The sequence below is a fragment of the Candidatus Caldatribacterium sp. SIUC1 genome, assembly GCF_051549785.1.
Taxonomy (GTDB): domain Bacteria; phylum Atribacterota; class Atribacteria; order Atribacterales; family Caldatribacteriaceae; genus Caldatribacterium.
The window spans coordinates 1,153,045-1,174,597 of sequence record NZ_CP189974.1; the positions used below are offsets into that span (position 1 = coordinate 1,153,045).

At 57.4% G+C, this 21,553-nt stretch carries 23 protein-coding genes and 8 tRNA genes; 27 read left to right on the forward strand and 4 right to left on the reverse strand.

From position 1 onward, the window contains the following. Positions 1-132 precede the first annotated feature (132 nt). A tRNA-Lys gene (locus tag ACP6EK_RS05990) sits at positions 133-208 on the reverse strand. A gap of 241 nt (positions 209-449) precedes the next feature. Between ACP6EK_RS05990 and ACP6EK_RS05995 the strand changes: the two genes are divergently transcribed. From ACP6EK_RS05995 to ACP6EK_RS06100, 22 genes are all read left to right on the forward strand, one after another. After that, positions 450-535 (forward strand) — tRNA-Leu (locus ACP6EK_RS05995). Between the two features lie 224 nt (positions 536-759). Then, entirely contained in the window at positions 760-1,035 is a 276-nt protein-coding gene (locus ACP6EK_RS06000; RefSeq protein WP_438318913.1) for a 4Fe-4S dicluster domain-containing protein, read from the forward strand. A 223-nt stretch (positions 1,036-1,258) separates the two neighbouring features. Then, positions 1,259-2,443 carry an efflux RND transporter periplasmic adaptor subunit gene (locus tag ACP6EK_RS06005; protein ID WP_438314081.1) on the forward strand — a complete coding sequence of 395 codons (1,185 nt, stop codon included), beginning with the start codon at positions 1,259-1,261 and terminating at the stop codon, positions 2,441-2,443. A gap of 1 nt (position 2,444) precedes the next feature. Beyond that, the gene (locus tag ACP6EK_RS06010) at positions 2,445-3,668 is read left to right on the forward strand and encodes an ABC transporter permease (RefSeq protein ID WP_438314084.1); all 1,224 of its coding nucleotides are present in this window, start codon (positions 2,445-2,447) and stop codon (positions 3,666-3,668) included. Then, positions 3,661-4,482 (forward strand): ABC transporter ATP-binding protein, encoded by an 822-nt coding sequence (locus ACP6EK_RS06015; RefSeq protein ID WP_438314087.1) that lies wholly within the window; start codon positions 3,661-3,663, stop codon positions 4,480-4,482. Before ACP6EK_RS06010 ends, ACP6EK_RS06015 begins: the two co-directional genes overlap by 8 nt. Positions 4,483-4,515: 33 nt before the next feature. Continuing rightward, positions 4,516-4,704 (forward strand): hypothetical protein, encoded by a 189-nt coding sequence (locus tag ACP6EK_RS06020; RefSeq protein ID WP_438314090.1) that lies wholly within the window; start codon positions 4,516-4,518, stop codon positions 4,702-4,704. A gap of 429 nt (positions 4,705-5,133) precedes the next feature. Further along, entirely contained in the window at positions 5,134-5,907 is a 774-nt protein-coding gene (locus ACP6EK_RS06025) for a TenA family protein (protein ID WP_438314093.1), read from the forward strand. Beyond that, positions 5,849-6,700 (forward strand): sulfide/dihydroorotate dehydrogenase-like FAD/NAD-binding protein, encoded by an 852-nt coding sequence (locus tag ACP6EK_RS06030; RefSeq protein ID WP_438318916.1) that lies wholly within the window; start codon positions 5,849-5,851, stop codon positions 6,698-6,700. Before ACP6EK_RS06025 ends, ACP6EK_RS06030 begins: the two co-directional genes overlap by 59 nt. Next, positions 6,690-8,105 carry an NADPH-dependent glutamate synthase gene (gltA, locus tag ACP6EK_RS06035; RefSeq protein ID WP_438314096.1) on the forward strand — a complete coding sequence of 472 codons (1,416 nt, stop codon included), beginning with the start codon at positions 6,690-6,692 and terminating at the stop codon, positions 8,103-8,105. Before ACP6EK_RS06030 ends, gltA begins: the two co-directional genes overlap by 11 nt. 4 nt (positions 8,106-8,109) lie before the next feature. Continuing rightward, the gene (gene lpdA, locus ACP6EK_RS06040) at positions 8,110-9,516 is read left to right on the forward strand and encodes a dihydrolipoyl dehydrogenase (protein WP_438314099.1); all 1,407 of its coding nucleotides are present in this window, start codon (positions 8,110-8,112) and stop codon (positions 9,514-9,516) included. After that, positions 9,516-9,890 (forward strand): glycine cleavage system protein GcvH, encoded by a 375-nt coding sequence (gene gcvH / locus ACP6EK_RS06045; protein WP_438314102.1) that lies wholly within the window; start codon positions 9,516-9,518, stop codon positions 9,888-9,890. Before lpdA ends, gcvH begins: the two co-directional genes overlap by 1 nt. A gap of 3 nt (positions 9,891-9,893) precedes the next feature. After that, positions 9,894-10,664, forward strand: coding sequence for a lipoate--protein ligase family protein (locus ACP6EK_RS06050; protein ID WP_438314105.1), 771 nt, complete (start codon positions 9,894-9,896; stop codon positions 10,662-10,664). Positions 10,665-10,872: 208 nt separating this feature from the next. Next, positions 10,873-10,951: transfer RNA gene (locus ACP6EK_RS06055), tRNA-Asp, on the forward strand. A 6-nt stretch (positions 10,952-10,957) separates the two neighbouring features. After that, positions 10,958-11,033: transfer RNA gene (locus ACP6EK_RS06060), tRNA-Phe, on the forward strand. A gap of 10 nt (positions 11,034-11,043) precedes the next feature. Next, a tRNA-Gly gene (locus ACP6EK_RS06065) sits at positions 11,044-11,118 on the forward strand. 10 nt (positions 11,119-11,128) lie between these two features. Beyond that, a tRNA-Cys gene (locus tag ACP6EK_RS06070) sits at positions 11,129-11,204 on the forward strand. 15 nt (positions 11,205-11,219) lie between these two features. After that, positions 11,220-11,294, forward strand: a tRNA-Val gene (locus ACP6EK_RS06075). Between the two features lie 63 nt (positions 11,295-11,357). Further along, on the forward strand, positions 11,358-13,187 hold the full coding sequence (thrS, locus tag ACP6EK_RS06080) for a threonine--tRNA ligase (RefSeq protein WP_438314108.1): 1,830 nt from the start codon (positions 11,358-11,360) through the stop codon (positions 13,185-13,187). Between the two features lie 10 nt (positions 13,188-13,197). Then, positions 13,198-14,085, forward strand: coding sequence for a class I SAM-dependent methyltransferase (locus ACP6EK_RS06085; protein WP_438314111.1), 888 nt, complete (start codon positions 13,198-13,200; stop codon positions 14,083-14,085). After that, positions 14,069-14,872 carry a 50S ribosomal protein L11 methyltransferase gene (locus tag ACP6EK_RS06090; protein WP_438314114.1) on the forward strand — a complete coding sequence of 268 codons (804 nt, stop codon included), beginning with the start codon at positions 14,069-14,071 and terminating at the stop codon, positions 14,870-14,872. The genes ACP6EK_RS06085 and ACP6EK_RS06090 overlap by 17 nt, the downstream gene beginning before the upstream one ends. 13 nt (positions 14,873-14,885) lie before the next feature. Further along, the gene (locus ACP6EK_RS06095) at positions 14,886-15,311 is read left to right on the forward strand and encodes a hypothetical protein (RefSeq protein ID WP_438314117.1); all 426 of its coding nucleotides are present in this window, start codon (positions 14,886-14,888) and stop codon (positions 15,309-15,311) included. Continuing rightward, the gene (locus ACP6EK_RS06100; RefSeq protein WP_438314119.1) at positions 15,308-15,514 is read left to right on the forward strand and encodes a hypothetical protein; all 207 of its coding nucleotides are present in this window, start codon (positions 15,308-15,310) and stop codon (positions 15,512-15,514) included. Before ACP6EK_RS06095 ends, ACP6EK_RS06100 begins: the two co-directional genes overlap by 4 nt. 4 nt (positions 15,515-15,518) lie before the next feature. Here the strand turns inward: ACP6EK_RS06100 and ACP6EK_RS06105 are convergent. Beyond that, positions 15,519-15,593: transfer RNA gene (locus ACP6EK_RS06105), tRNA-Val, on the reverse strand. A gap of 124 nt (positions 15,594-15,717) precedes the next feature. On the opposite strand from ACP6EK_RS06105, the gene ACP6EK_RS06110 reads away from it, so the two are divergent. Continuing rightward, positions 15,718-16,023, forward strand: coding sequence for a hypothetical protein (locus ACP6EK_RS06110; RefSeq protein ID WP_438314122.1), 306 nt, complete (start codon positions 15,718-15,720; stop codon positions 16,021-16,023). Next, positions 16,023-16,352: a hypothetical protein gene (locus ACP6EK_RS06115; RefSeq protein ID WP_438314125.1), complete on the forward strand. Its 330-nt coding sequence runs from the start codon at positions 16,023-16,025 to the stop codon at positions 16,350-16,352. The genes ACP6EK_RS06110 and ACP6EK_RS06115 overlap by 1 nt, the downstream gene beginning before the upstream one ends. On the opposite strand, the gene ACP6EK_RS06120 is transcribed toward ACP6EK_RS06115, so the two are convergent. After that, a complete protein-coding gene (locus tag ACP6EK_RS06120) occupies positions 16,336-16,983 on the reverse strand; it encodes an endonuclease III domain-containing protein (RefSeq protein ID WP_438314128.1) in 648 nt (215 codons plus the stop codon). The genes ACP6EK_RS06115 and ACP6EK_RS06120 overlap by 17 nt on opposite strands. 35 nt (positions 16,984-17,018) lie before the next feature. Between ACP6EK_RS06120 and ACP6EK_RS06125 the strand changes: the two genes are divergently transcribed. The 3 genes from ACP6EK_RS06125 to ACP6EK_RS06135 are packed head-to-tail and all read left to right on the forward strand — an operon-like array spanning position 17,019 to position 20,481. Then, complete coding sequence (locus ACP6EK_RS06125; RefSeq protein ID WP_438314131.1) at positions 17,019-18,452, forward strand: sodium:solute symporter family protein; 1,434 nt, start codon at positions 17,019-17,021, stop codon at positions 18,450-18,452. Next, positions 18,433-19,452 carry a zinc-dependent alcohol dehydrogenase family protein gene (locus tag ACP6EK_RS06130; RefSeq protein ID WP_438314134.1) on the forward strand — a complete coding sequence of 340 codons (1,020 nt, stop codon included), beginning with the start codon at positions 18,433-18,435 and terminating at the stop codon, positions 19,450-19,452. The genes ACP6EK_RS06125 and ACP6EK_RS06130 overlap by 20 nt, the downstream gene beginning before the upstream one ends. Before the next feature lie 6 nt (positions 19,453-19,458). After that, positions 19,459-20,481, forward strand: a complete 1,023-nt coding sequence (locus tag ACP6EK_RS06135) for a radical SAM protein (RefSeq protein ID WP_438314137.1) — start codon at positions 19,459-19,461, stop codon at positions 20,479-20,481. Here the strand turns inward: ACP6EK_RS06135 and ACP6EK_RS06140 are convergent. After that, complete coding sequence (locus tag ACP6EK_RS06140; RefSeq protein WP_438314140.1) at positions 20,445-21,437, reverse strand: TGS domain-containing protein; 993 nt, start codon at positions 21,435-21,437, stop codon at positions 20,445-20,447. The genes ACP6EK_RS06135 and ACP6EK_RS06140 overlap by 37 nt on opposite strands. Positions 21,438-21,553 lie beyond the last annotated feature (116 nt).

Below are 21,553 nucleotides of genomic sequence, written 5' to 3' on the forward strand. Positions count from 1 at the left end.
AGAGCAAGCGGTGGAAAAACCTCGTGGGGTTCTTTCCTCGGTCCGCCATGGAAATTGAGCGGCGTTGCTGTCGAATTGCTGTCAAAGCGGAATTGTGCGGGATGACCAGGTTACCGGAAGCCTTGAAAAACCTGGTGAGCCGTGCAGGAATCGAACCTGCGACACCCGGATTAAAAGTCCGGTGCTCTACCTACTGAGCTAACGGCCCACCGGACAGGGTAAATATACTATGAGGAGCAGTGGATGTCAAGGGTTGCCGGATTCCCCGCTTGAGGACCGTTTCCTGTATCCGGGGCCTGGAGTATAACTCAGGCGACATCAGAAGCTTCACCTTGAGGAAGGGGTAAGGGATGAGAAAGGCACTTTTGGGGATTCTTTGTGCAGAGGTTGAGGGGTAGAGGTTGCAGTTGACGCTCAACGGAAAGAAACCCTATAATTTTTCTGCCCCTGCGAGAGTGGCGGAACGGAAGACGCGCTGGACTTAGGATCCAGTGGGCGAAAGCCCGTGCGGGTTCGACTCCCGCCTCTCGCACCAGAGATGTGATTTGGTGCTGAGATTGAGGCTCTCTTACCTTCGAGCGAAGTCTCCTCTTGCGCGTGGCGTATTGCCCCATCTGAACTTCCGTAAGTGGCATCACAGAGCAGAATAGCGCGTGGTGTTTTGAGTTGAGCCACACCGAGAGTACCATGTGTGACAAAGAAGGAATTTTGAACTACAATGCTTAAAATGGATTCCCTGGGGGTGGAACGGTGGAAAGCATGAAAATCGAGGTCGAGCTGGCTCAGGCTTTTGGACGGACCTTCGTCAAGGGGAACATCCTCGAAATCCATCCTGTTCGTTGCATGGGTTGCGCTCACTGTGTTTCGCTTTGCAAGAAACTGGGACCCAACGTGCTGGAGATTCAGGGCGGAGTGGCGAAGGTCGTCCGTCCCGAGAACTGCATCGGTGACGGGGCCTGCATGATGGCCTGCCCCACCAAGGCCATATTCCTCATGAGTCGTTACGATCCTGCTAACCCACCGCAGGCCGTGTGATCCTCTCTGCAGAAGGGTGGTCACGCCACCTTTCTGCAGAGATACCCCATCGTTGTTTTTGGGTTACTAGACCTCTCCACGTCTCTCCGGGGCCTACAATCCTCACTTTGCACCGCGCATCCGTGTTCCAAGTAGGAGATCTTCGTATCCAGAAATAAAAGCACCCGGATTGCGGTTGAAAACCAAAAATACCGCTTCCAGGAGCATATGGAGAGGTTGAACGATGAGAAGGAAGTTCTGGCAATTCTCTATTCCTGTTGTCCTTTTCGGTGCTTTCCTCCTGTACCGCAATGTCGCCCCGCAGAAAACGGAGTACTTCGTGCTTGCATCTCGGAACCTCTCGGAAACCTTAGTAGCTGCCGGTCGCATCGAGTTTTCCCGAGAGCTCGTCCTGTCCTTCCCAGTGTCGGGAATCCTGCAGCAGGTGTCTACCCAGGAAGGGGCGAGGGTCCGGAGGGGGGAGCTCCTTGCCGCCCTTGAGGATTCCCTGGAGCAAAATCGCCTCAAGCTGGCCCGGACGGAACTGACCCTTGCCGAGATCAACCTCAGGCGAATCGAATCGTACCAGCGGAAACTGGCCGAAGAAGAGCACCGCCGGGCAACCATCAACCTCCAGGCGGCGCTTGAGCAATACCAGAAGGCCCAGTTCCTCTTTCGCCAGGGGAGCATCCCGGAAGAGGAACTGAAAAAGGCCGAAAGGGACTGGGAAACCGCCCTGTCCTTAGAGCGTACCACCCGGCTGAACCTCATGGGTGTTCAGGAAGACGGCCCCGTTTTTCTCGAGGCTAAGGCACAGGTCGAGAGGGCCCGGCTTGAGCTCCTTCAGGCTGAAATCGATGCGCAGAAACGCCGGCTTTATGCCCCTGTCGATGGGATCGTCGTTTCCTTCCCAAAGAACCCCAGAGAGTTCGTTCAGGCAGGAGAGACCGTCGTGGTGCTGGGGGAGAACCCCTTCCAGGTAGTGATCCGCGTCGATGAGCGGCAGTACAGGAAAATCCGGCCGGGCATGAAAGCCCTGGTGAGAGAGCAGGCCGACTCTCAGGGAAGAGTCCTTGCTGCTTCCATTGCCAAGATCGCTCCGGCCATTGATACTGCCCAGGGCACGGTGGAGGTCGCTTTGCTCTTTGACGCACCCCTCACCGGCACAAAGCCGAACGCGGCGGTCAATGTGGAAATCATCCTCCGGGAAGAAAAAGGAATCCTGGCCTTCCCGAAACGGTACCTCGCGGATAAAGACACCGTGTGGGTTGCAAAAGGAGGGAGGGCGTATCCTGTGCGCCTCTTGCATGTCACGCCTTTTGAAGAGTGGATACAGACCACGGATCTTCCCTCCGGAACCATTCTGCTTTCCCCGAGGGGTCTTCGAGAGGGGAAGCGCGTGGTTCTTGGCGAAAGGAGCACCGAGTGAGATGCTACGCTTTGCCCTCCTTATGGCCTGGCGTTTTTTGACAACCTCCCGTTCTCAGACCTTTCTCATCATCCTTGGCATCACCGTGGGGGTGGCCATCCAGCTTTTCCTCTCTTCCTTGATAGCCGGGCTTCAGGCCAATCTCATCAACCAGACCGTTGGCGATGCTCCCCATATCCTCATCGTTCCGGAAGATCGCATACCCCTTTCGATCCTCCGTTCTGCAGGGAATCTGGTTCTGAGTCGTCTGGCTGGCCCGGTAAAGGAAGAGGCGAAGATTCTCTCCTGGCAGCGTATCGAAAAGCAACTCATTGCTCGCCCTGACCTTCGGGCTGTTTCTCCTCTTGTTGAGGGTACCGGGGTGGTCCGTAGAGGCGAGCTGACAAAGAGCGTGCTCCTTAAGGGGGTTGTTCTCGAAAAGGCAGACCGCATTTACGAGCTTCGGGAACGCACGATTCGGGGAATCCCCCAGACCGGTGGTAGCGGGGTTCTTGTAGGGAAAGTCCTTGCCGAAGATTTGCGGCTTGAGGTAGGGGACATCATCACGATCACCACGCCTTCGGGGAGAAACGGAACGTTCACCGTAAACGGTGTTTTCGACCTGAGGAACAAAGTCATCAACGCCTCCTGGGTCTTCTTGGACCTTACCCCGGCCCAGACGCTCCTTGACCTGGAAGGTGCCATATCGGCCATAGAAATCCAGATTGACCAGGTGTTCCAGTCCGAGCGCATCGCCGAAGAGCTCAGAAAGGTCTTCCCCGAATACACCATTGAAACCTGGCAAACCCGAAACCAGCAGCTCCTCAGTGCCCTACGAAGCCAGAGCTTCTCTTCTTATCTCATTCAGTTCTTCGTGCTCCTTGCGGTGACTTTGGGGATTGCCAGTGTCCTTGTGGTCTCGGTCACCCAGCGTATCCGGGAAATCGGCATCCTCAAGGCCATGGGCACGACCGATACCGGGGTGAGCCTCGTGTTCTTCGCCCAGGGAGCCATCCTGGGGTCTTTTGGTTCGCTCTCGGGAGCTCTTGTGGGGTTTTTCCTCATTCGCCTTTTCCAGCAGGCGGCAAAATCCAGCGGTGGCGCCATTTCCTTCTCCATTACCGTGCAACCTGCGACGCTTCTGGCCATTGTCGTGATTTCCACCGTGGCGAGTCTCCTTGCGGCTGTCTCTCCGGCCCGACAGGCCAGGAAACTCGTTCCTATCGAGGTGATTCGGAATGGATGAACCGGTGCTCGTTGCACTGCAGAAGGTCAACAAGGTCTATGGAGTAGCGGTGAAGTACCAGGTTCTTTTTGACATCACCATGGCCGTTCCCCGAGGGCAGTTTTTGGCGCTCATTGGGCCATCCGGATCGGGTAAGACGACGCTCCTCAATATCATTGGAGCCCTCGACCGCCCAACAAGCGGCCACGTTCTCATCGAAGGGCAGGACCTTGGGAAGCTCTCCGACGAGGCGCTGGCGCGCTTTCGGAACAGGTTCCTGGGGTTCATCTTCCAGTTCCACTACCTTCTTCCAGAGTTCAACGCCTTAGAAAACGTCCTCATCCCCTACTGGATTGGTTCCGGAAAACCTGGCAAAGAGGTCACAGAGAAAGCCATGTACCTTCTGGAACGGGTGGGCCTGAAAGATGCCGCAAGGAAGCGTATCACCCTGCTTTCTGGAGGTCAGCAGCAACGTGTGGCCATTGCCCGGGCCCTCCTCAACGACCCCCAGCTCATCCTCGCCGATGAACCCACCGGGGCCCTTGATACGAAAACCGGGGAGCAGGTGCTGGAGCTTCTAAATGAAATTCGGCAACAATCGAACACCACGATGATTATGGTGACCCACAACCGGGATGTGGCGCTGAAGGCCGACTGGATTATCGAGCTCATCGACGGTAAACTCTGTAAGGAGGTCTATCCTCAGAAAATTGGCCTCAAGGAGGCTATGGAAATCCTGGAATCTCATGCCTGCAATCTCGACGACGTGGACGAGAAGTCCGCAAAGGTAACGCAACCAGGTTCTGTGAAATCCCTGCCCTTTGGGAATCCGTAAGAAAAGCCGCAAACCTTGCAGAGTATCCTGGGAGTGCAGCGGAGATTCGACAGGAACGAGGCCATTGGAATGCTTCTTACTCCCGAGAACTTGATGCCACCTCAAGTCGGCGCCACCTATGCCTTCCAGAAACACCCTGGGGGGCAGGAGGAAAGGGACGACGAGGCCACGTTCGTGGCCGAATCGGAAGGGGCCTGGAGGGTCATGGGAAGGAGCTCTTGAGCGCCCGCCTTCAGGGTGCTGAGCTACTGCTCTTGAAGTCCGAGAAGGCCCTGGCCAGAAAGGCGCCAGGAGCATTCCTCAGCACAGAGTGTTTCTGTCGTTCTTGGGGTCGTCAATGTGCACATCTTTTGAAACACAGTGCCCGTTGTCAGCCACTTCTTTCCTACCGGTGTTTTGAAGCTCCACCGCGACAAAAAAACGGTGCGGGTCCTGCTCACAGGCTGCGGCCAGTTCGTGGCAGCTGGCTGGGTGATCGGGCGTTCCTTGCGACGTTTTCCTCATGCTTTCCTGGAGCGGGCGAGGAGGATGGCTTCGAGCTCTTCAGGGGGGGCAGAGGCCGGTAGTAGTACCCCCTGAATTTCCCCGCAGCCCGTCCAATGAGGAACCTGAACTTCGTTTTCTCATCCTTCGACAACGAGGTGGTGTCCATTGCCAGGAGTTGGCAAATTCCGGTATTATGGTATAATCCCCCAGGAAGGAGCCGGGACCGTGCAGGGGTTTTTCGAGGAACTTCGAAAGAGTGTGGAGCGAAAGTGGCAGGGGATTCTTGAGCATCCGTTCCTGGTGGAGCTTGCCTGTGGCACCCTGCCCCGGGAGAAGTTCTTCTACTACCTGAGCCAGGATGACCACTACCTTGAGGACATGCTGGCGACCCTTGGAATCCTTGTGGCGAAGGCCAACGCTCGGGACCTTCGCCGTTTTGCCGTACGGCTTCTCCATGAGACGGTCCAGGGGGAAATCGCCCTCCACGAGCTTCTCGAGAAAGAAGAAGGGTTCGTCCCCTTCCCTCCGGGCGATGTGACCCTGCAGTACGGCGATTTTCTCCTCCGTACGGCGCTCACCTCCGGCCCCTTTGCAATCCTTGTGGCCCTTGCCCCCTGCTTTGTGAGCTACCGGGATATCGGGCTCCGGTATGCTGGAAAGCTCTGTGACCACACGCCCTCCATTTACCGGACCTTCATCGAAAGCTACGCTGGAGAGGCATACGGGAGTCTCGTGGAGGGTTTCCTCGCTTTCCTTGAAGAGGAAGCCTCTCAGGCGGCGTCCTGGCAGAAGGAGGAGGTCTTTGCGGTTTTTTCCAGAGCGACACACTACGAGTGGCTCTTTTGGGAAAAGAGCTATCAGTTTTCGGAGGAGGATGGACGTGGCGAGGATTCTCAAAAAGGAAGTGCTGACCCCACAGATCAAACTCATGGTGGTTGAGGCGCCCTGGGTGGCGAAAAAAGCAAAACCCGGGCAGTTCGTGATTCTCCGGGTAAACGAAGAGGGAGAGCGCATTCCCCTCACCATTGCCGATTACGATCCTACTCTCGGAACGGTGACCATCATCTTCCAGGAAGTGGGGAAGACGACCATGATGCTTGGGGAGCTTGAGGAGGGTGACGACATCCTGGACTTTGTGGGACCCCTGGGGCGGGAGATTGAGGAGAGATATTTCGGCCACGTGGTGTGCGTGGGTGGAGGGGTGGGTATTGCCCCGACCTACCCCAAGGCGAAAGCCTTGAAGGCTTGTGGGAATAAGGTCACTTCAATCATCGGCGCCCGGACGGCGAGCCTCCTTTTCTGGGAAGAGAAGATGCGCTCAGTGAGCGATGTGCTCTACGTCACGACCGACGATGGGACCTACGGGGAAAAGGGCTTCGTCACCCATGTGCTTGAGCGGGTCTTGAAGTCGGAAAAGGTGGACCTTGTGGTGGCGGTAGGACCGGTCATGATGATGAAGATGGTGAGCCTGCTCACAAAAGACTACGGGGTGCCGACCCTTGTGAGCCTCAACCCCATCATGGTCGACGGCACGGGAATGTGTGGGTGTTGCCGGGTGACGGTGGACGGGAAATGCTGCTTCACCTGCGTGGACGGACCGGTCTTCGATGGCTGGAAGGTGGACTTCGACGAACTTCTGGCCCGCCAGAGAACGTACCTTGAAGAGGAGCGACGGGCTGTTGACCTCTGGCTTACGGAGAAAGCAAAGGAGGAAGTTTCCCATGGCTTCTGATCGCCTCTTTGGCCGACCGAAAATGCCGCAACGTCCGGTGAAAGAACGGATTCGGGATTTCTTCGAAGTGCCCCTCGGACTCCCCGAAGACGTCGCCGTAGAAGAGGCGCGGCGGTGCCTCCAGTGCAAGAAGCCGTCCTGCGTCAAAGGGTGTCCAGTGGAGATTGATATTCCAGGGTTCATCAAGCTCCTGGGGGAGGGGCGTTTCGACGAGGCCATCGCCAAAATCAAAGAGAAGAATAGCCTCCCCGCCATCTGCGGGCGGGTGTGTCCTCAGGAAGACCAGTGTGAGAAAGAGTGCGTTCTGGGGAAGAAGGGGCAACCCATCGCTATCGGATACCTTGAACGGTTTCTGGCCGATTACGAGCGGGAAAAGGGTATCACAACGCCGCCGCTTCCTCGCCCCATCCCGAAAAAAGTTGCGGTGATTGGTTCTGGTCCTGCGGGGCTCACCTGTGCTGGAGAGCTGGCGAAAATGGGATACCAGGTGACGATTTTTGAGGCCCTCCATGCCCCCGGGGGAGTCCTGGTGTACGGGATTCCCGAGTTTCGCCTTCCGAAGGCCATCGTACGCCAGGAAGTGGAGTACGTGAAGTCCCTTGGGGTGGAGATTCAGGTGAACATGGTGGTCGGGAAGACCTTCACCCTTGAGGACCTCCGTGATGCAGGGTATGAGGCGTTCTTCATTGGAACGGGTGCTGGGCTTCCGTACTTCCTCAATGTTCCCGGAGAGAACCTAAACGGCATCTACTCGGCCAACGAGTTCCTCACCCGCTCAAACCTCATGAAGGCCTACCTTTTCCCCAGATACGACACGCCCATCAAGGTTGGAAGAAGGGTTGCGGTCATCGGTGGAGGGAACGTCGCCATGGACGCCGCCCGTACGGCGTTGCGACTCGGGGCAGAAGAGGTCTGCCTGGTGTACCGGCGGACGAAGAAGGAGATGCCGGCAAGGATTGAGGAAATTGAGCGGGCGGAAGAGGAAGGCGTGAACTGCGTCATCCTCACGACTCCTGTTCGCTTCGTCGGGAACGAGAACGGCTGGGTGACGGGGATGGAGTGCATCCAGATGGAGCTTGGGGAGCCGGATGAATCGGGGAGGCGCCGTCCAGTGCCCATTCCGGGGTCGGAGTTCATCATCCCTGCAGATACGGTTGTTGTGGCCATTGGTCAGGGGCCGAATCCTCTGCTCCTTGAAACCATCAAGGGTCTTGCCCTCAACAGGCGCGGGTACATCGTGGCGGATCCCGAGACCGGGGCGACGAACCTGCGGGGTGTTTTCGCCGGGGGGGATATCGTCACTGGAGCAGCGACGGTAATCTCCGCCATGGGGGCGGGGAAGAGAGCGGCCCGGGCTATTGATCGTTTCTTCCAGGACCCGGACAGTTTCCCCCAGTGGAGGTGACGGGATGGAAACGGTAGACCTCCTTGTTATCGGCGGTGGACCGGCAGGATACGCCGGTGCCCTTCGTGGTGCCCGAAAAGGACTGAAAACCGTCCTTGTGGAAGCCCGGGATCTTGGGGGGACATGCCTCAACCGGGGATGCATCCCGACGAAGGCGCTTTTCAAGGCGCAGGAGGTTGCCCACCTCGTGCGGCGGGCGCAGGAGTTCGGGGTTTTGGGGGAATACCGGGGGCTTGACTGGGCGAAGGTCCTCGAGCGGAAAAAGCGGGTTGTGCGCCAGCTCACGGGAGGTGTCCGGTTGCTTCTTGAGAGGGCGAAGGTCGAGGTTGTCCAGGGATTTGCCGTCTTTGCCGGTCACCGGACAGTTCAGGTGCACCAGGATGGAAAGGTCATCCGGGAATTCCAGCCCCGTTTCGTCCTCCTTGCTCCGGGTTCTCGTTCAGCACAACTTCCCGTTCCCGGGAGCGACCTCCCTGGGGTCATCGACAGCGAGAAGGCCCTGGACCTTCCGGAACTCCCAAAGAGTATGGTGGTCGTCGGCGGTGGGGTTATCGGGATGGAGATGGCGTGCATCTTCCAGGGATTTGGGGTTTTTGTGGAAGTGATTGAGATGATGCCCAAGGTTCTCCCCCCGGTGGACCGGGAGGTGACGGATCTCCTCACCCGGATTGTGGAGCGGCAGGGGATGAAGGTTCACGTGAACGCGAAGGTTCAGGAAATCCGGAAAGCCGGTGAGAAACTCGAAGTGGTTTACCTTGAGAACGGTACGCCCCAAGTTGCCTCCGGAGAGTACGTGCTCGTTGCTGTGGGCCGGGTGCCGGCGACGGAAGGCCTCGGGCTTGAGGCAATAGGTATTGCAATGAACCAGAAAGCGGTGGTGACCGATGCGACCCTCCGGACCTCTCTTCCCTGGGTGTACGCTCCAGGAGATGTCAACGGGAAACACCTCCTTGCCCATGTCGCCTACAAGGAGGCGGAGGTTGCGGTGCAGAATATCTGTGGAGAGCATGCCACCATCGACTACCGGGTGGTGCCAAATTGCATCTTCAGTTTCCCTGAAATTGCCTCTGTTGGTCTCACCGAGGACGAGGCGAAGGCCCAGGGGTACAGGGTCCGCTGTGGCCGTTTTCCCTTTCGGGCCAACGGCAAAGCCCTGATTGAAGGTGAGGTGGAGGGCTTTGTGAAAATCGTGAGCGACGAGAAGAGCGGGGAAATCCTGGGCGTCCATATCATCGGCCCTTCGGCTTCAAATCTCATCGGGGAGGGGATTCTTGCCATGGGCCTTGAGGCAACGCCTCATGAGATTGCTTCGGCCATCCATCCCCATCCAACCCTCTCTGAAGCGGTGATGGAAGCCGCAGAGGCTGTTTTCGATTCTCCGCTCCATTTTGTCGAAGGAGGGATTCGCTGATGCACATTCCTGAGGACCTTCTCTACACCCCTGAGCACTTCTGGGTGCGAAAGGAAAACGGGACGGTGCTCTGCGGCATCACCGATTACGCCCAGGGGGAGCTTGGCGACGTGGTGTTCGTGGAGCTCCCGAAAGTGGGAGCAAAAGTGAGAAAAGGCGAGCGCATCGGGGACGTGGAGTCGATCAAAACCGTGTCCAATCTCTACGCCCCGCTTTCTGGGGAAATCGTGGCGGTGAACGACGCGCTCAGAGAGCACCCAGAACTTTTGAATCAGGACCCCTACGGGAAAGGGTGGATTTGCCGCATCCAGTACGAGGACGAAGGCGAGTGGAGCGCTCTCCTTGACGCTTCGGCGTACCGGAAGCTCCTCTGAGGGATGAGGTTTCAGGGGATTCTGCGGGTTCTTCAGGATCCGCCCCTTTCGGGGTATGAGAACATGGCGCGGAACGAGGCCCTCTTCCTTGTGGGAGAGGTACCAACCCTGCGCTTTTTTTCCTGGAACACACCCACGCTTTCCCTTGGGCGGTATCAGAGGACGGAAGATCTTGATGTTCCTTTTCTCCAGGAGGAAAAGATTCCCGTCGTTCGCCGACCTACGGGAGGGAGAGCAATCCTCCACGGAGACGAGGTTACCTTCAGTTTCTTCCTCCCGATTCCCTGCCCTCACCGGGTGCTCTACAGCATTGTTCAGGGGGTTCTGGAGAAAGCCTTCGCCGACGTTGGGGTCTTTGTGGATGCTTGTGTCTCTAAAGCTCCCTCACCTCGGTCCCCAGCCTGTTTCTCTCTGGCCCTTCCCCATGAGCTTGCCGTTTCCGGGAAAAAGGTTGCCGGAATTGCCCAGGCACGGAGTTCCCGAGGAAACCTCTTTGAAGGATCTATTCCGTTCTCGTTGTACCGGTCACTTTTTGCCTCGTGTTTCCGGGAGAAGGAGAGGGTTTTTCGGGAACTCTGCGAGGGTGCCCTCGGTCTTCTGGAGGTACAAGGAAACCTTGAAAAGCACGACCTTATTGCTGCCATGACGGCACGTTTTGGTGAACTTTTTGATGGGATGGTGTTCGGTGTTTGGACCGAAGAGGAGCTTGCAACGACGCAGAAGCTTCTTTTGGAGAAATATGCTCCTTCTTCTTCGTACCACTACGAGCGGTAACGGTGTGGGGAACCCCTCAGCGAGAGGTTTTCGCTTTTTGTCCGGCAGGTGAAGGCCGTTTTCTGGAGGCGGTTTGGCAGGTTCCTTTGAGCGGAGCAACTGGTTCTCTGAGGATTGCGGCGTGGAGGGAAAGCACGATTTGTGTGACGATTCTAAAGGGGGGACTTGCCAAAAGCAGGGGAAGTGGGTAAAATTGATGGTGCAATGCGGGGTCGTGGTGTAGCCTGGCCTAACACGTCAGCCTGTCACGTTGAAGATCGCGGGTTCAAATCCCGTCGACCCCGCCAGAAGGTGCCGAGATAGCTCAGGTGGTAGAGCGAAGGACTGAAAATCCTTGCGTCCCCAGTTCGACTCTGGGTCTCGGCACCATGAGAAGTGGGCGGAAGTAGCTCAGGGGTAGAGCATCACCTTGCCAAGGTGGAGGCCGCGGGTTCAAATCCCGTCTTCCGCTCCAGAATACCAATGGCGGCATAGCCAAGCGGCTAAGGCAGAGGATTGCAAATCCTTCATTCCCCGGTTCGAGTCCGGGTGCCGCCTCCAGAGAGGATATGAGGTGGGCGGCTAGTTCAGAGGGAGAACGCTTCCTTGACGCGGAAGAGGCCACTGGTTCGAGTCCAGTGTCGCCCACCAGGAATCTCCAAAGCGCCACCCTGGGGGATTGGCGCTTTTTCTTTTATTGAGGAGGCAAAGACCATGGAGGAGAAACCCCAAAACGCTCTGGCAGCAGTGACCGAGGATGGTCGGCTTGTGGACCTCGGGGATGGGGTCCGGAGAGAGAAAATCGCCCGCTACGTTGTTTTTGAGGACCAGCAAGGAAAGGCCATCTACTGGCACAGTACCTCCCACGTCATGGCCCAGGCGGTGAAGAGGCTTTTCCCCGAGGCAAAACTTGGGGTTGGTCCGGCCATTGAGGAGGGCTTCTACTACGATTTTGACCTTCCCCGAACCCTTTCTGAAGAGGATCTCCCCCGGATTGAAGAGGAGATGCGGCGAATCATTGAGGAGGACATCCCCTTTCGCCGGCGTGAGGTTTCGAAGGACGAAGCCCGGGAAATTTTTGCTGCCCGGGGAGAGAAGTACAAGCTGGAGATTCTTGAGGAGATTATGGACGATACGGTGAGCATTTACGAGCAGGGAGAATTTGTCGACCTCTGTCGGGGGCCTCATGTGCCGACAACATCCTACATCAAGGCTTTTAAGCTCTTGAGCGTTTCAGGGGCCCACTGGCGGGGGAAAGAGGGGAATCCCATGCTCCAGCGGATTTATGGGATTTCCTTCGATAGCGAAGAAAAGCTCAGAGCGTATCTTGAGCGCCTGGAAGAGGCAAAACGCCGGGACCACCGCCGTCTCGGGCGGGACCTTGACCTCTTCAGCCTCCACGAGGAGGGTCCGGGTTTCCCCTTCTTCCACCCCAGGGGGATGGTCGTTATCAACACCCTTTTAGACCTCTGGCGAAAAGAGCACCGGAAGCGTGGGTACCAGGAGATTCGCACGCCCATTATCCTTGAGCGGAGTCTCTGGGAACGCTCAGGACACTGGGACCACTACCGGGAGAACATGTATTTCACCACCATTGACGACCGGGAGTTTGCCATAAAACCCATGAATTGCCCCGGAGGGATTCTCGTTTTCCAGAGCCGCCTGCGGAGCTACCGCGAGCTCCCTCTGCGGATGGCAGAACTCGGCATCGTTCACCGTCACGAGCTCTCCGGAGTGCTCCACGGCCTCATGCGGGTTCGCGCGTTCACCCAGGATGATGCCCACATCTACATGGAGCCCCACCAGGTAAAGCAGGAAATCATCGGCGTCATCGACCTTGCCCTGTACTTCTATCGTCTTTTCCGTTTCGAGTACGAGGTGGAGTTGAGTACTCGCCCTGAAAAGTCCATCGGCTCTGACGAGATGTGGGAGATGGCAACGAGTGCTTTGCGGGAGGCCCTTGAGGAGGTTCGCATTCCCTACACGGTGAACGAGGGTGAAGGAGCGTTCTACGGGCCAAAGATTGACTTTCACCTTCGGGATTGCTTGGGACGGCGCTGGCAGTGCGGGACAATCCAGCTTGATTTTGCCATGCCTGAGAAGTTCGACCTCGTGTACATCGGTGCGGATGGAGAACGGCACCGCCCGGTGATGCTGCATCGCACAATCCTCGGGAGCATCGAGCGCTTCCTGGGAATCCTCATTGAGCACTTCGCCGGAGCTTTCCCGGTGTGGCTTGCTCCGGTGCAGGTTGTGGTGCTCCCCGTTGCGGAACGGCACGCTCCCTATGCCCGGGAAGTTGCCAATGTTCTCGCCCAGCGGGATGTCCGGGTCGAGTGTGACGAGGAGAATGCCACCCTGGGGGCGAAAATCCGTAAGGCCGAGCTTGGGAAAGTCCCCTATATCCTTGTTGTGGGCGACAGGGAAGTGGAACACCGCACGGTGAGCGTGCGACGGCGACGAATAGGTAACCTCGGGAACATGGAGCTTGAGGGCTTTCTGAGGCGCTTGCAGCAGGAAATCGAAGAGAAAACCGTGGATTGAAAAAAGGAGCATGGAGCGGGAACACCTCCACCGCGTTTTCTGGGACGCCCATGTGGGGAAGGAACGGAAGCGGGAGAAAAACCTGTTCAAAAAGGTTCACACGGACCTTGTGTGGCTTGAGATCGCCCCTTTTGTGGAACCGGGTCTTCGGGTTCTTGATGCCGGTGGAGGCTACGGCCGGTACTCCGTGGCCCTGGCCCGGGGAGGGTGTCAGGTGGTGCATCTTGATCTCTCCCCTCGCATGCTCGAGGAGGCGCGAAAGGTTGCCCGCCGCGAAGGGGTTGAGCACCGGATGACCTTCGTTTTGGGGAAGGTTCAGGACCTTTCGGCTTTTGGGGATCAGGCCTTTGACCTTGTCATTTCCCTCGACGCCCCGGTTTCTTACGCCTACCCCTCTGAGAAGCAAGCCTTACAGGAACTTTGCCGGGTGACGGGAAAGACGCTCATCGTTTCCGTGGTGAATCGGCTTGGTCAGTTCCCGGTGGCGCTCGAGGTGGAAGCTCGCTGGCGGAGGGATTTCGCTCTTTCCCGGAAGTTCCTTGAGGAAGGGAACTGGGACCACCCTTCCTTTTTCCAGGCTATGGAGGAGAGGATTCCCCTGCTCTCCCGCCTGCTCTTTCCTCCCCTCCATGCCTTTCTCCCTGGGGAACTCGTGGACGAAGTGGAATCCTGTGGTCTTCGGGTGCAGCGTGTGGTGGCGACGGGGACCCTTTCGCGGCTTGTCTCTCCCGGGACTCTTCGGCGCATTGTCCGGAATCCGAAGCTCTACGAGGAATTCCTGAAGCTCTCCCACTGGTACGATGCCCATTTTGAAGTGCTTGGTGTGGGTTCAAGAGTGGCCTCGGGACTCCTTGTGGTTGCCCGGCGGGAGGGAGAACACCATGCCGGGGTGGTTTAAGCTCACCGCCCGGGTGCGGGAGAAGGAGGCCTTCCTGCTCTGGCTTGCCGAAAGCGGCGCGCGGGGCGTGTGGGAAGTGGACGATAGAACCCTAGTGGCCTACGCGCTTTCCCCCTTTCCTCCTCCCCCGGAATCGCTTGTGGAGAGCTTTACCCAGGAGGAGGAAGCTGGAGAGGACTGGGAGAGGAAATGGCGGGAAGGGTTCACCACGGTGTGGGCTGCGGGGGATGTTGCTGTTCGACCTCCTTGGAAGGAAGCAACAGGAGCACCCTTTGACCTTGTCATTTACCCTGCCTTTGCCTTTGGTACGGGACACCATCCCACCACCGTGCTGTGTCTTCGGATGATTCGGAAGTACCTCGCAAAAGACAAGGCCTTCCTTGATGTTGGGACGGGATCCGGCGTCCTTACTGTTCTTGCCTGGAAAATGCGGGCCCAGCCTATCGTTGCGGTGGACTGTGACCCTCTGGCCTGTGCCGAGTTTGAGCGCAACGCCTCTTTGAACGGTATTCCCCGGGAGGACATTACCCTTGTGGGTGACCTTGCCTTAGTGCGGGGAACCTTCGATTGCGTTGTGGTGAATATCAGCGCGTCTTTCTGCCATCGTCATTTCGAGGACCTTCTCAGGCGCCTCCGGGAGGGAGGGTACCTCATCCTTTCGGGCTTTACGGAGAAGGACCTCATACCCCTCCTTGGAAGAGCCCACAGGCAGCACCTTCATGATGTGGAGATTGCTGAGGATTCCTCGTGGATGGTCGTGGTCCTGCGTCGCTTTCCTGTGGTATGATAGAAGAAGCGAGGTGAGGAACCTCTTGCGGATTGCCTTTGTGTACTCAGTGAAGGATAAACGGCTTGTGGCTCTCACGAGGTACATGATGGACCTCTGTGAGCGGGCTGGGTGTTCGGTGAAACCCGTTGAAGTTGAGAACATGACCTCTCCGGTCAACTTCCGCCCCTTCGACCTTGTCCTTGTGGGCGCCCAGGTGGTGAGCGCCTTTGGGGGACACATCTCGCAGGAGGTTGTGAACTTCCTGAATAGCGCCACGGGCATGGAGGGGAAACGGTCTATCGCCTACGTTCTCCCCTCCTTTTTCGGGACCGATAAGGCTCTGAAGCGCCTCATGGCCCACATGGAGCGGCTGGGGGCTTTCGTGGTGGATTTCGAAGCGGTGCGGGGAGAAAGGGAAGCTCAGAATCTCATCGAGCGGCATGTGAAGAGGGGATGATTCCTGTGGACCGCGGGAGAGAGAACATCCGCGATGTCTTTGAGGAGTTCTTTTTCGGTCCCCTGGGGAGATTCCTCGACCCCTTCCTGAGCGAGGAAGCACGGCAGCACCTCTCCCGGGCGAGGCTTGAGCTTTTGCGGGCTGCCCGGGCCTTCATCGACGCAGAAATCGAGCGGCTTGAGAAAGGGAAGAGGCAGGAATAAAAAATGGTGCGCGGTGCTGGATTCGAACCAGCGACTTCCACCGTGTGAGGATGGCACTCTTCCGCTGAGTTAACCGCGCACGCTACCCCAATTATACCCAAGTCTCTGGAAAAGGTCAACGGTAGAGGTCAGAAAACGGAACCGTTGACAGAGGAGGGGGTTTCTGGTACTCTCAGGGGGAAGCTCTTTGAAGGAGGGAAAAGATGCGAAAGCCCTGGGTTTTTGGGATGCTCGTTCTGGCAGCGCTTTTTGCCGCCGGCTGCACGGCGGAGATCGTCGTCCCCATCACTTATGGTTCAGCAATCATCTGTTCCGGGCGTCCTGGTATTTACGGTGAGCTCTACGTTGATGGGGACTACGCAGGATACCTCGAACCCAATGAGTGTCTCACGGTCTCGGGCCTTGCTCTGGGGAGATGGCACACTGCCCAGCTGTACCATCCCTGGGGTGGGGTGTACGTCCGGAATTTCTACCTCGAGTACTCAGGGAAGATTGTGACCATTGACTGATGCGGAGAAGCGTTGCCGTTTTTGCGGTTTCGATGCTTCTTGCCCTCTTCCTTTCGGGGTGTCGCATTGGGATTGGGTTTGAGGTCCGCCTGGGGTACGTGACGTTTCAGTCTGTGGACGAACGAATCGGCGGACCCTTCTTCCTTGACGGGAAGAGGATGGGGGACCTTCCTCCGCTTGGAGCGATTCGGTGTCTTATCACCCTGGATTTCCCCCACGAGGTCCGGGTGGTTTCGGCTTCGTGCCCCGGGGGTGTTTGCGCTTTCGTTTTTCCTCCGCCCTTTCAGTCTGGGGAGGTCATTCCTCTGGGCTTCACCGGGCATCCGTGACTCCCCGACGCTTACAGAAAGGCGCAACAGGGCACTTGCTGCAGCGGGGCCTTCTCGGGAAGCAGACGTTCTGCCCAAAGAGGACAAGGAGCTTGTTGATTTTCCCCCAGAGGTCCTGAGGGAGCTTTTTCTGGAGCGCTCTCTCCGTTTCCTCGGGAGTTTTCGTGACCACAAGGCCCCAGCGGTTTGTAATGCGGTGGACATGGGTATCAACGCAGATTGCTGGCTTCCCAAAGGCAACGCTCAGGACCAGGTTGGCCGTTTTCCTCCCCACTCCGGGAAGCCGCAGGAGTTCCTCTTCGCTTTCCGGGACCTTTCCCCCATATTCCTCAAGGAGGATTCGGGCGATTTGCTGGAGCCTTCTTGCCTTTTCCCGGTAAAATCCTACAGGATAGAGGAGGCGGGCAAGGTCCTCCTCGGGAACGCGCAGGAAGTCTTCGGGTTTTGTGAAGGCGGTTGCAAGGCGCTGCAGGACTCTGTGGGTTGTTCTGTCCTGAGTCCGGTGGCTCAAGAGGGCCCCAACGAGGACAAAAAAGGGGTCTTTGGCGATGTTTCCTACCGTGGCATCTTGCCAGTTCCCGGCCTCTTTCTGTAGAATGGCAAAAACGTGGCGAATGTCTCTTTGGTCCACAAATCCATGATACCTGATGGAGGGAAAGAAGACAAGTGAAAACCGCTGTCCTTGTGCTCTATGTGGTGGGGATGCTCGGTCTTGGGTATTTCGCCTCGCGGCGAACCAAAAGTCTTGGGGATTTCTTCCTGGCCGGCCGGAACCTCGGTCCCTGGATTTCCGCCTTCGCCTACGGGACGACGTACTTCAGCGCTGTCCTTTTCATCGGGTATGCGGGGCGCATTGGCTGGGGGTTTGGCCTCTCGAGCCTCTGGATTGTGGTGGGGAACACCATCGTGGGGTCTTTCCTTGCCTGGCTTGCCCTTGCCCGAAGGACCCGTCGTCTCACCGAACGCCTCAACGCCATGACCATGCCGGAGTTCCTGAAGGCGAGGTACGGGAGTGAGTTGCTAAGGGTTCTGGCAGCGCTCATCATCTTCTTTTTCCTCGTTCCTTACTCCGCTTCGGTGTACATGGGGTTGAGTTATCTTTTCGATGCCGTTCTGGGTATTCCTTACCAATATGCCCTCCTTTTCATGGCCGTACTCACAGGAGTGTACCTTCTCATGGGTGGGTATCTCGCGGTGAGCCTCACCGATGCCGTTCAGGGGATGATCATGCTCTTTGGGTCGCTCTTCCTTGTGGGATCTCTCCTCGCCCGACCCGAGGTCGGGGGCCTGTCTCAGGCAATCGCAAGGCTTTCCCAGGTGAATCCCCGCCTTGCAAGTCCTGTTGGTCCCCCAGGGTTTTGGCCGCTTTTTGGTCTTGTGGTGCTGACGAGTCTTGGTCCATGGGGTTTGCCCCAGATGGTGCAGAAGTTCTACGCTATCCGGAGCGAGAAAATGGTCACCACTGCCACCGTGGTGGTGACTGTTTTCGCTTTTGTCTGCACTTTTGCCGCCTATTTCTCCGGTTCCCTCACCCATCTCTTCTTCAAGGAACCACCCCTCGTGAACGGGAAACCTGAACCGGATCTCCTCATGCCACACCTCATCGCTACCACTATGCCCCCGTCATTTGCCCTGATTTTCCTCCTTCTCGTTTTCTCGGCCTCTATGTCCACCCTGTCTTCTCTTGTTCTCGTCTCCTCTTCGGCTGTGGTCATCGACCTTCTTCCCCCGGCCACCCGGCCGAGGTCGCTGTTTTTCATGCGGGTGCTCTGTGCCGTTTTCGTCGCCTTTTCTCTCTTTCTCGCCCTTTCTAAGATTTCCTTCATCGTGAACCTCATGTCGATTTCCTGGGGAACCGTGGCTGGAAGTTTTCTTGCCCCGTACCTCTACGGGCTGTACTGGAGGGGAGGGAATCGTTGGGGAGCCCTAGCGAGCATGCTCTCAGGGCTCTCTGTAGGGCTTTTGGGGGCTATCCTTTTTGGCTTCCGCTCATCGGTGCTGCCTCTTTTGGGGTCTTTCGCCATGCTCATTCCCCTTGGGGTTTTCCCGGTAGTGTCGCTTGTGACAGGAGGTGGGAAGGATGCAAGCGTGCATCTTTGAAGGAAAGGAAAAGTGGCGTATCGTTGAGGTTGAGGATCCCTGCCCCGGTCCTCAGGAGGTTCTCATCCGGGTGAAGGTGGCGGGAATCTGTGGAACGGACGTCCACATTTTCCGGGGGGAGTACTTCCAGCGTTTCCCCATCATTGCAGGGCATGAGTTCTCGGGAGAGGTGGCGGCGGTGGGGGAGGGAGTGACCGAGTTCTCCCCAGGGGAGCGGGTGACTGCCGACCCCAATATCTTCTGCGACCACTGCTACTTCTGCAGAATCAACAAGAACAACCACTGCCTGAATTTCGAGGCCGTGGGAGTGACGAGGAACGGAGCCTTTGCCGAGTACGTGGTCGTCCCCAAAAAGTGCGTTTTTCCTCTCCCCGAGAAGGTGAGTTTTGCCGAAGGAGCTCTGGCAGAGCCTCTGGCCTGTGCGGTGTACGGGGTATCGCGAAGCCGCCTTCGCCCTGGAGAGAAGGTCCTCATTTTTGGGGCAGGCCCCATAGGACTCCTCCTCCTTTCTCTTTTCCAAGTTTCGGGGGCTGCGGAAGTGGTGGTGGTGGACGTGAGCGAATTCAAGCTTTCGCTTGCGCTGAAGCGGGGAGCCCGAGAAGCCCTTCTTGCCGATGGGAAGGAAGAACAACGCCTTCGGGAAATCGCACCCCTGGGATTTCCGGTGGTGGTCGATGCCACGGGGGTTCCAGAAGTCATGGAAAAAGCTCTGACATTTGTTGAGGCCGATGGAACCTTTCTCCTTTTTGGGGTTGCCCCACAAGGAGCAACAATGAGGATTGAGCCGTACCGGGTATTCCACGAGGACCTGCACATCGTGGGGTCCTTTGCGGTGAAGAAGACCATGCAGTACGCCCTGAATCTTCTGGAAAGCGGAGCGGTTTCGGTAAAGGACCTCATCTCCTCACAGTATCCTCTTGAGCGTTTCGGTGACGCTTTGGAGGAGATGCTCACCACGAGGGACCATCTGAAGATTCAGGTGCTCTGCGACGGAGCGTGACGCCCTGTGGAGGGTCAGGTCTCCCTCGATTTCCAGTGGCACCTCACGAACCGCTGCAATCTCCGGTGCCGCCACTGTTACCAGGAGACTTTTGAAGACGAAAGCCCTCCGGAGCTCTCCCTCCTTGCCGGGCGGCTCCTTCAAGGGCTTGAGGAGCTCGACCGCCAGACCGTTCTCAACCTCACTGGTGGAGAACCTCTCCTCCTTGGTGAGGAGCTCTTTCGCCTTCTTGCCCTTCTTGACCGCCATCCCAGGGTTTTGGAGGTCATGCTCATCACCAACGCCCTCCTCATCGACCGGAGAACGGTTGCAGAGCTTGCTTCTTTTGCCAAGCTCACCACCATCAAGGTGTCCCTTGAGGGGATGGAACGAGTCAACGATGCTATCCGGGGGAGGGGGGTGTTCCATCGAGTGCTTCAGGCCCTGACCCACCTTGTGGAGGCCCCCTTCCGGGTGGTCCTCATGGTAACGCTCCACCAGGAGAATCTCGGAGAGGTTCCCAGGATGTTGCGCCTTGCCCGGGATCTGGGGCTTTCTGGCATCATCTTTGAGCGGTTCGTCCCCGAGGGAAGAGGGAAGGCAATGGCTTCGGCCGTTTTGCAGAAAGGGGAATGGCGGTGGTTCCTTGAAGAACTCTGCGCTTTGTGCGGTTGTGACGTTGCCACTCTTTCGCTTCTTTCGTACCGGGCTTTCTGGGTGGAGTTTGCAGAAGGTGTGAGCCTCCTTGGAGCTCCCTGTAGCCTCGGGGAATCCTTCTGCCTCATGCCCGACGGCACGGTTTTCCCCTGCCGTCGCTTGCCCATCCCCCTTGGGAACCTCCTTGAGGAGGACCTTGCAGCGATTACCACGCATCCTCTCCTTGGGAAGCTAAAGAACCGGGAGTCCCTCCAGGGGAAGTGCCGGCAGTGCTCGGTAGCGGGGTGTCTGGGGTGCCGGGCCCTGGCGTACGCGGTTCTTGGAGACCCCTTTGGGGAAGATCCCCACTGTTTCCTTCAGGAAGCACGGATTTCCACGACATCTCTGTCCTGAAGCACGTAGTCAGGGGGAACGAGCTGACCCGGAAACTTCGTCGACCCCCACACCCGGGCTCCCCGGAGGTGCTTCGCGAGGTCCTTGTGGATGGCCTCAGCGAGGTCTCTGACGGTGCTCCCTTGCCTGAGGACGAAGGGCCGGGAGAGGTCGGGAGGTTTCCCCGGGGGTTTGCTGTACACTCGGATGATGCCACTTATGCGGAATATGGCTTCTTTCACAGCTTGCTCGTGGGGACCAAACTCCTTTAAGGAAGCCCCAAGGACCTCAAAGCGGTTCTCGTAGAGTTCCCGAAGAATCGCAACCTTTTCCATCTCTTTTGGGTTTTCGACCCTGGTGAGGAGGAGAAAGGCCGGAAGGTAGTGCCAGGAAGGAGAGGGAGGGGGTAGAGGCCGGGTTCCAGCAAGGATTTTTCCCTTTTCTAAAAGCTTGAGCGTGTGTTCAACGTCTTCAAGGAGGCTCTCGGCCTGGGCATCAAAGAGCAACACCGCGCCGTTACTTCGCCGGAAGGCGTTAGCCATGTTGCCCTCAAGCTCCTCTCCGCTGAAAGGAGGAAAGTCAACAAGCTGAATCTGGATGTCCTCATAGTCCATCATGCCGGGGGTGGGGGAGAAGGTGGTGAAGGGGTATTCGGCGATTTCCGGACGGGCGTTGGTGAGAAGTGAAACGAGGGTGGATTTCCCGCTGTTTGGAGGCCCGCAGATAATGATTTGCGCTGCACCGCTCTTTTCAATGAGGAAGGGGTCATGCGTACCTCCCTTTTTCTTCTCTTGGGCCTGGGATTTCCGGAGTTTAGCAATTTTCTGCTTGATCTCGGCCTGGAGTTTTTCGGTTCCCTTGTGTTTGGGAATGACCGCAAGCATCTCCTCCAGGGCCTCGAGTTTCTCTGCGACGGTTTTTGCCGCCCGGTATTTCGCCTCTACCTCAAAGTACTGGGGAGGAAGATTTGCCGGCACTGCCTCTGCCCTCCACTTTTCATTGTACCGGAAAGGGGAGGGTCTTCCAATCCCCTGAGGATGTGCTATCATTAAAAGGGAAGCCCCGAAAAGCCTGAAAGAGCTGGAGACGGGGA

Coding starts and splice junctions, on each gene's coding strand:
- ACP6EK_RS06000 (WP_438318913.1), top strand. CDS start 760: ATGAAAATCGAGGTCGAGCTGGCTCAGGCTTTTGGACGGACCTTCGTC.
- ACP6EK_RS06005 (WP_438314081.1), top strand. CDS start 1,259: ATGAGAAGGAAGTTCTGGCAATTCTCTATTCCTGTTGTCCTTTTCGGT.
- ACP6EK_RS06010 (WP_438314084.1), top strand. CDS start 2,445: ATGCTACGCTTTGCCCTCCTTATGGCCTGGCGTTTTTTGACAACCTCC.
- ACP6EK_RS06015 (WP_438314087.1), top strand. CDS start 3,661: ATGGATGAACCGGTGCTCGTTGCACTGCAGAAGGTCAACAAGGTCTAT.
- gltA (WP_438314096.1), top strand. CDS start 6,690: ATGGCTTCTGATCGCCTCTTTGGCCGACCGAAAATGCCGCAACGTCCG.
- lpdA (WP_438314099.1), top strand. CDS start 8,110: ATGGAAACGGTAGACCTCCTTGTTATCGGCGGTGGACCGGCAGGATAC.
- gcvH (WP_438314102.1), top strand. CDS start 9,516: ATGCACATTCCTGAGGACCTTCTCTACACCCCTGAGCACTTCTGGGTG.
- ACP6EK_RS06050 (WP_438314105.1), top strand. CDS start 9,894: ATGAGGTTTCAGGGGATTCTGCGGGTTCTTCAGGATCCGCCCCTTTCG.
- thrS (WP_438314108.1), top strand. CDS start 11,358: ATGGAGGAGAAACCCCAAAACGCTCTGGCAGCAGTGACCGAGGATGGT.
- ACP6EK_RS06085 (WP_438314111.1), top strand. CDS start 13,198: ATGGAGCGGGAACACCTCCACCGCGTTTTCTGGGACGCCCATGTGGGG.
- ACP6EK_RS06090 (WP_438314114.1), top strand. CDS start 14,069: ATGCCGGGGTGGTTTAAGCTCACCGCCCGGGTGCGGGAGAAGGAGGCC.
- ACP6EK_RS06100 (WP_438314119.1), top strand. CDS start 15,308: ATGATTCCTGTGGACCGCGGGAGAGAGAACATCCGCGATGTCTTTGAG.
- ACP6EK_RS06110 (WP_438314122.1), top strand. CDS start 15,718: ATGCGAAAGCCCTGGGTTTTTGGGATGCTCGTTCTGGCAGCGCTTTTT.
- ACP6EK_RS06115 (WP_438314125.1), top strand. CDS start 16,023: ATGCGGAGAAGCGTTGCCGTTTTTGCGGTTTCGATGCTTCTTGCCCTC.
- ACP6EK_RS06130 (WP_438314134.1), top strand. CDS start 18,433: ATGCAAGCGTGCATCTTTGAAGGAAAGGAAAAGTGGCGTATCGTTGAG.